The sequence below is a fragment of the Bradyrhizobium sp. PRIMUS42 genome, from assembly GCF_023006515.1.
Taxonomy (GTDB): Bacteria; Pseudomonadota; Alphaproteobacteria; order Rhizobiales; family Xanthobacteraceae; genus Bradyrhizobium.
On the sequence record NZ_JALBGZ010000408.1, the window covers coordinates 1 to 5,817 of the forward strand.

Below are 5,817 nucleotides of genomic sequence, written 5' to 3' on the forward strand. Positions count from 1 at the left end.
AGGCCGCCGACGCGGAGCGCTGGTTTGAAACCATCACGGCGGATACCTTTGGCTAGAGCATCCGTCCATATCGCAGCGCTGATCGCCGCCAGCCTTGCCTGCGCCGCGAGCGCGAACGAGCTCGTGCCTTACAAGATCGTCGGCGACGGCATTCCAGCCTCGCTCACGGGATCGCCCGGCGATGCCGCCCGCGGGCGCACACTGGTGCTGGCGCGCACGACGACCTGCATCCTCTGCCATTCCGGGCCTTTTCCGGAGACGCGATTCCAGGGAGACCTCGCGCCCGACCTCACCGGCGCCGGGAACCGATGGACGGCGAGCCAGTTGCGGCTTCGACTGGTCGATGCATCGCGCTTCAACGCACAGACCATCATGCCGTCTTATTTTCGCAACGACGGCTTCGTGCGCGTCGGACGTAACTTCGCCGGCAAGCCGATATTGTCGACTGCGGAGATCGAGGACATCGTGGCTTTTCTTGCAACACTTCGCGACTAGGACTGCTCATGCCAACCACGCGACGACAATTCCTAAGCTTTGCCGGAGGCATCACTGCCGCCGGGACGATCCCGATCGTCACCCTGCGTCCACTTCAAGCCACGCCCGCGATGCTCAATAACGCGATCCGCAATGTCGTCGGCGAAGCACAACTTCGTACCGGCAGGGTGAAGCTCGACATTCCGCCACTGGTCGAGAACGGCAATACGGTGCCGATGACGGTGAGCGTCGCAAGCGCGATGACGGCCGACGACCACGTCAAGAGCATCCACGTCTTCAACGAGAAGAACCCGCAACCGAACATCGCGAATTTCTATCTCGGCCCCTCCTCCGGCCGCCCCCAGGTCTCGACCCGGATCCGGCTCGCCGACACCCAGAAGGTGGTGGCGATCGCCCGTCTCTCCGACGACACGTTCTGGCAGGTTGCCGCCGAAATCGTCGTGACGCTGGCCGCCTGCACCGAGGAGATGAACTGATGCCGGCGCTCATCAACGTTCCCGCCAAGGCCAGACGCGGCGACGTCATCGAGATCCGCACGCTGACCTCGCACATCATGGAAACCGGCTTCCGCCACACCGCGGACGGCAAGCTCGTGCCGCGCGACATCATCACGAGCTTTACCTGCCGCTACAACGGCGCCGAGATCTTTCGCGCCGATCTGTTTCCGGCGATTGCGGCCAATCCATATTTGTCGTTCTTCACAGTCGCCAAGGAGAGCGGCAAGTTCGAATTCGAATGGATCGGCGACAACGGCTATTCGTCCACCGCATCGGCATCGATCATTGTCGAATGAGCGTTTGGCGCGCGATAACAGCGGCGGCATTGTTCGCCGCGGCCCCTGCCCTGCTCGCCGGTGAAATCCCGCCCGATGCGCGCCGGTCCGGCTATTCGTTCATGGGGCCCGACACGCGCGCGATGCAGGATGACGACACGGCCAATCCGGGCATGCTGTTCGTGCTGGACGGCGAGGCGCTATGGGGAAAGAAGACCGGCGATGCCGAAAAGGCCTGCGCGGATTGCCATGGCGATGGGCGCACCAGCATGAAGGGCGTCGCGGCGCGCTATCCCGCCATCGACAAGGCGCTGGCGCGCCCGGTCACGCTCGACCAGCGCATCAATCTCTGCCGCACCAATCATCAACAGGCTACGCCTTTGCCTTACGAGAGCCGCGATCTCCTGGCGCTGTCCGCCTTCGTCGCCCACCAATCGCGCGGTGCCGCGATCACCGCAGGCGACGATCCGCAGGCAAAACCCTTCGTGGAGCACGGCCGCAACCTCTTCATGCAGCGCGAGGGTCAGCTCAACCTCGCCTGCACCAATTGCCACGACGACAATTTCGACAAGCGCCTGGCGGGCGCGCCGGTCACGCAAGGACAGCCGACCGGCTATCCGCTCTACCGGCTGGAATGGCAGACGCTGGGATCGCTGGAACGGCGGCTGCGCAGCTGCATGAGCGGCGTCCGCGCGCAGGCCTATGATTACGGCTCGCCCGAACTGGTCGCACTCGAGCTCTATCTGATGTCGCGGGCGCGCGGCCTGCCGATGGAGACGCCGGCGGTGCGGCCCTGATCGTCGATTAGGGCTAGGCAGGCGTGGAACGGCCGCTAGTATCCTCCCAAAGAAAATGAATCAGAGGGAGGGACTCAATTGGCCAACCACACCATCTCGCGCCGCACGCTGCTAGCGGGTACCGCCGCGGCCGGCGCACTCGGCCTGACCGGTTTGCCGGCGCGCGCCGAGGTCAACTGGAAGAAATACGCCGGGACCAAGCTGGAGGTGATCCTCGCCAAAGGCCCGCGCGGCGACAACCTGCAAAAGAACATCAAGGAGTTCACGGATCTCACTGGCATCCAGGTCGAATCCGAGCAGATTCCCGAGCAGCAGCAGCGCCAGAAGGTCGTGATCGAGCTCACCTCGGGCCGGCCGAGCTTCGACGTCGTCCATCTCAGCTATCATGTGCAGAAGCGGCAGTTCGAGAAAGCCGGCTGGCTCGCCGACATGACGCCCTTCATGAAGGATCCGGCGCTGACCGCGCCCGATCTCGTCGAGAGCGATTTCTCGGCCGCCGGCCTTCAATACGCCAAGAACGACAAGGGCCAGATGCTTTCGCTGCCCTGGTCGGTCGATTATTTCATCCTCTACTACAACAAGGAGCTGTTCCAGAAGAAGGGCGTCGCTGTCCCCAAGACGCTGGACGAGATGGTCGCCGCGGCCGAAAAGCTCACCGACGCCAAGGACGGCACCTACGGCTTCGTCGGGCGAGGCTTGCGCAACGCCAACATGACCCTGTGGACCAACTTCTTCCTCAACTATGGCGGCGAATTCCTGGACGCCAAGGGCAACATCCTCACGGATGGTCCGGAAGCCGTCGCGGCGACAAAACTCTATCAGACGCTGCTGACGAAGGTGGCCCCGCCCGGCGTCGCCGGCTTCAACTGGATGGAATCGATGGCCTCGTTCACGCAAGGCCGCTCCGCGATGTGGATCGACGGCGTCGGCTGGGCGCCGCCGCTGGAGGATCCCGCCGCCTCGCGCGTGGTCGGCAAGGTCGGATATACCGTCGTGCCGGCCGGACCGAAGGGGCAATATTCGGCGACCTATGGCGACGGCATCGGCATTGCCGCCGCGAGCAAGAACAAGGAAGCCGCCTATCTGCTGTGCCAATGGGCGGTCTCGAAGCAGCAGGGCGCGCGGCTGTTGCAGTCCGGCGGCGGCGTACCGTTCCGCAACTCGATCCTGAACGATGCGGAGGTCCAGAGCGGCGTGAAGATGCCCAAGGAATGGCTGCAATCGGTGATCGATTCCGCCAAGATCAGCAAGCTGGGCCTTCCCGTCGTCATCCCGGTCGCCGAATTCCGCGATCTCGTCGGCGCCGCGCTGACCTCGACACTGTCGGGCGCCGATCCCGCGACCGAGCTGAAGAAGGCGCACGAACAGTACCGGCCGATCCTGGAGCGCAGCGAAAAGGCGTGAGCACGTTGACACAATCGACTCCGGCCGCGGCACGGTCCGATGCCGCGCCGGAGAAGGCCTTGCGGCCACCGTCCTACTGGCCGTTCGTGGTGCCGGCGCTGGTCGTCGTGCTCGCCATCATCATCTTCCCGTGGGTCTTCACCATCTGGATGAGCCTGAACGAGTGGAAGGTCGGCTCGGCGACTACCTTCGTCGGGTTCTCCAACTATCTGCGGCTGACGAGCGATCCCCGCTTCCTCGAGGCAGTCGGCCACACCATGGTCTACACCGTGCTGTCGGTGGTGCTGCCGCTGGCGCTCGGCACGCTCGCTGCCGTGGTGTTTCACCAGAAATTTCCCGGCCGCGGTTTTCTGCGCGGTATTTTCATCTTGCCGATGATGGCGACGCCGGTGGCGATCGCGCTGGTCTGGACCATGATGTTCCATCCGCAGCTCGGCGTGCTCAACTATCTGCTGTCGCTGGTCGGGATCCCCGCGCAGCTCTGGGTCTTCCACCCTGCCACCGTCATTCCCTCGCTGGTGCTGGTCGAGACCTGGCAATGGACGCCGCTGGTCATGCTCATCGTGCTCGGGGGCCTCGCCGCGATCCCGACCGAGCCCTATGAGAGCGCGCAGATCGACGGCGCCAGCTTCTGGCAGGTGTTCCGTTTCATCACCCTGCCGCTGATCATGCCGTTCCTGTTCATCGCCGGCATGATCCGCATGATCGACGCCGTGAAAAGCTTCGACATCATCTTCGCGATCACGCAAGGCGGACCGGGCTCGGCGTCGGAGACGATCAACATCTATCTCTACAGCGTCGCCTTCACCTATTACGATCTCGGCTACGGCTCGGCGATCGCGGTGGTGTTCTTCCTGCTGATCGTCCTGCTCGCGGCAGTGATGCTCTACGCCCGCCAGCGCATGCTGTGGACCGAGATCGCGAGCGGCGCATGACCTCAAGTCAAATCAACCTACGTCAGATCGTCGGCCAGATCGGCCTCTGGCTTTCGGTGTTCGTCATCGTGTCGCCGGCCATCCTGTTCTTCCTCTGGATGGCATCGCTGTCGCTCAAGTTCGAGGTCGACAACGCGGCCTATCCGCCGGTGTTCATCCCCGATCGTATCGCCTGGAAGAACTATGCCGACGTCCTCGCCTCCAACCGCTTTCTGACCTATTTCGTCAACAGCCTGATCGTGACAGGCAGCGCCACCGCGCTGGCGTTGATCGTCGGCGTCCCCGCCGGCTACGGCATCGCGCGCATGGCCGCGCATAAATCCGCGATCGTGATCCTGATCGCCCGCATCACGCCGGGCCTGTCCTACCTGATCCCGCTGTTCCTGCTGTTTCAGTGGCTGGGATTGCTCGGCACGCTGGTACCGCAGATCATCATCCACCTCGTCGTGACGGTGCCGATCGTGATCTGGATCATGATCGGCTATTTCGAGACGACTCCGATGGAACTGGAGGAAGCCGCCCTGATCGACGGCGCCGGCCGCTGGCAGGTGTTCCGCCATGTCGCGCTGCCGATCGCGCGGCCGGGCATCGCGGTCGCCTTCATCCTGGCCGTGATCTTCTCCTGGAACAACTTTGTGTTCGGCATCGTTCTGGCCGGGCGCGAGACCCGAACCCTGCCAGTCGCCGTCTACAACATGATTTCGTTCGACCAGTTGAGCTGGGGACCGCTCGCCGCCGCGGCGCTGATCGTCACCTTCCCGGTGCTGCTGCTGACAGTGCTGGCGCAGCGGCAGATCGTCGCCGGGCTGACCGCGGGAGCCGTCAAGGGCGGCTAAATTACGCGACGGGAGTCGTCCGCCCGAAGAGCCTGTCCGGCACCGTCCTGATGTGCTTTGATGCGTGTGGCAGGGACTGAGACGCATAGGTGCCCTGATGTACATGTTCGTTCGAAAGTACACCAAGGTTCGCTCGGTTGCGGACGCGGCTCGCCGTGCCAAGAGCGGCATCGGTCACATCCTGAGGGAATCGCCCGGCTTCAGATCCTATTACGTGCTGGACGGAGGCGACGGCGTCGGCGTCGCCGTGATGATATTCGAGGACCGCGAGACCGCCAACGCGGCGAACGACAAAGTGCTGGGTTTCGTTCAGGCAAGCCTGCCCGACCTCAATCTTGGAGACCCCGAGATCATCGCCGGGGACGTTCTGGTAAGTATGGAATCCAGAGCGTAAGTGTCGGTAGGGGTAGAGTGCGCCGGACGACGCGATGCCGTCCGGCCGCAGATTCTTGTTGCCCCAGGTCTACTCCGCCGGCGCGGCGTGCATCTCTGGATGCGCGGCATAGGGTGCGCTGGCGCCAAGCTTGCTGGCGGCGAACAAGCCAGCGGCCATCGCGGCGTAGGCCAGCGCGACGGCG

8 protein-coding genes are annotated in these 5,817 nt (G+C 63.8%); all 8 read left to right on the plus strand.

Annotation, left to right across the window (positions count from 1 at the left end; genetic code table 11):
• The first annotated feature begins 48 nt into the window (after positions 1–48).
• Complete coding sequence (soxX, locus tag MOV75_RS24955) at positions 49–495, plus strand: sulfur oxidation c-type cytochrome SoxX (protein WP_247006778.1); 447 nt, start codon at positions 49–51, stop codon at positions 493–495.
• 8 nt (positions 496–503) lie between these two features.
• Positions 504–971 carry a SoxY-related AACIE arm protein gene (locus MOV75_RS24960; protein ID WP_246925783.1) on the plus strand — a complete coding sequence of 156 codons (468 nt, stop codon included), beginning with the start codon at positions 504–506 and terminating at the stop codon, positions 969–971.
• Positions 971–1,288 carry a thiosulfate oxidation carrier complex protein SoxZ gene (gene soxZ, locus MOV75_RS24965; RefSeq protein ID WP_246925784.1) on the plus strand — a complete coding sequence of 106 codons (318 nt, stop codon included), beginning with the start codon at positions 971–973 and terminating at the stop codon, positions 1,286–1,288. Before MOV75_RS24960 ends, soxZ begins: the two co-directional genes overlap by 1 nt.
• Positions 1,285–2,064, plus strand: coding sequence for a sulfur oxidation c-type cytochrome SoxA (gene soxA / locus MOV75_RS24970; protein WP_246925785.1), 780 nt, complete (start codon positions 1,285–1,287; stop codon positions 2,062–2,064). The genes soxZ and soxA overlap by 4 nt, the downstream gene beginning before the upstream one ends.
• A 78-nt stretch (positions 2,065–2,142) precedes the next feature.
• Positions 2,143–3,468, plus strand: coding sequence for a sugar ABC transporter substrate-binding protein (locus MOV75_RS24975; protein ID WP_246925787.1), 1,326 nt, complete (start codon positions 2,143–2,145; stop codon positions 3,466–3,468).
• Positions 3,465–4,403, plus strand: coding sequence for a carbohydrate ABC transporter permease (locus MOV75_RS24980; protein ID WP_246925789.1), 939 nt, complete (start codon positions 3,465–3,467; stop codon positions 4,401–4,403). The genes MOV75_RS24975 and MOV75_RS24980 overlap by 4 nt, the downstream gene beginning before the upstream one ends.
• A gap of 11 nt (positions 4,404–4,414) precedes the next feature.
• Positions 4,415–5,239, plus strand: coding sequence for a carbohydrate ABC transporter permease (locus MOV75_RS24985; RefSeq protein ID WP_246925797.1), 825 nt, complete (start codon positions 4,415–4,417; stop codon positions 5,237–5,239).
• Positions 5,240–5,336: 97 nt separating this feature from the next.
• Positions 5,337–5,633, plus strand: coding sequence for a hypothetical protein (locus MOV75_RS24990; protein ID WP_246925791.1), 297 nt, complete (start codon positions 5,337–5,339; stop codon positions 5,631–5,633).
• The last annotated feature ends 184 nt before the right edge of the window (positions 5,634–5,817 follow it).

Coding starts and splice junctions, on each gene's coding strand:
- MOV75_RS24960 (WP_246925783.1), top strand. CDS start 504: ATGCCAACCACGCGACGACAATTCCTAAGCTTTGCCGGAGGCATCACT.
- soxZ (WP_246925784.1), top strand. CDS start 971: ATGCCGGCGCTCATCAACGTTCCCGCCAAGGCCAGACGCGGCGACGTC.
- soxA (WP_246925785.1), top strand. CDS start 1,285: ATGAGCGTTTGGCGCGCGATAACAGCGGCGGCATTGTTCGCCGCGGCC.
- MOV75_RS24990 (WP_246925791.1), top strand. CDS start 5,337: ATGTACATGTTCGTTCGAAAGTACACCAAGGTTCGCTCGGTTGCGGAC.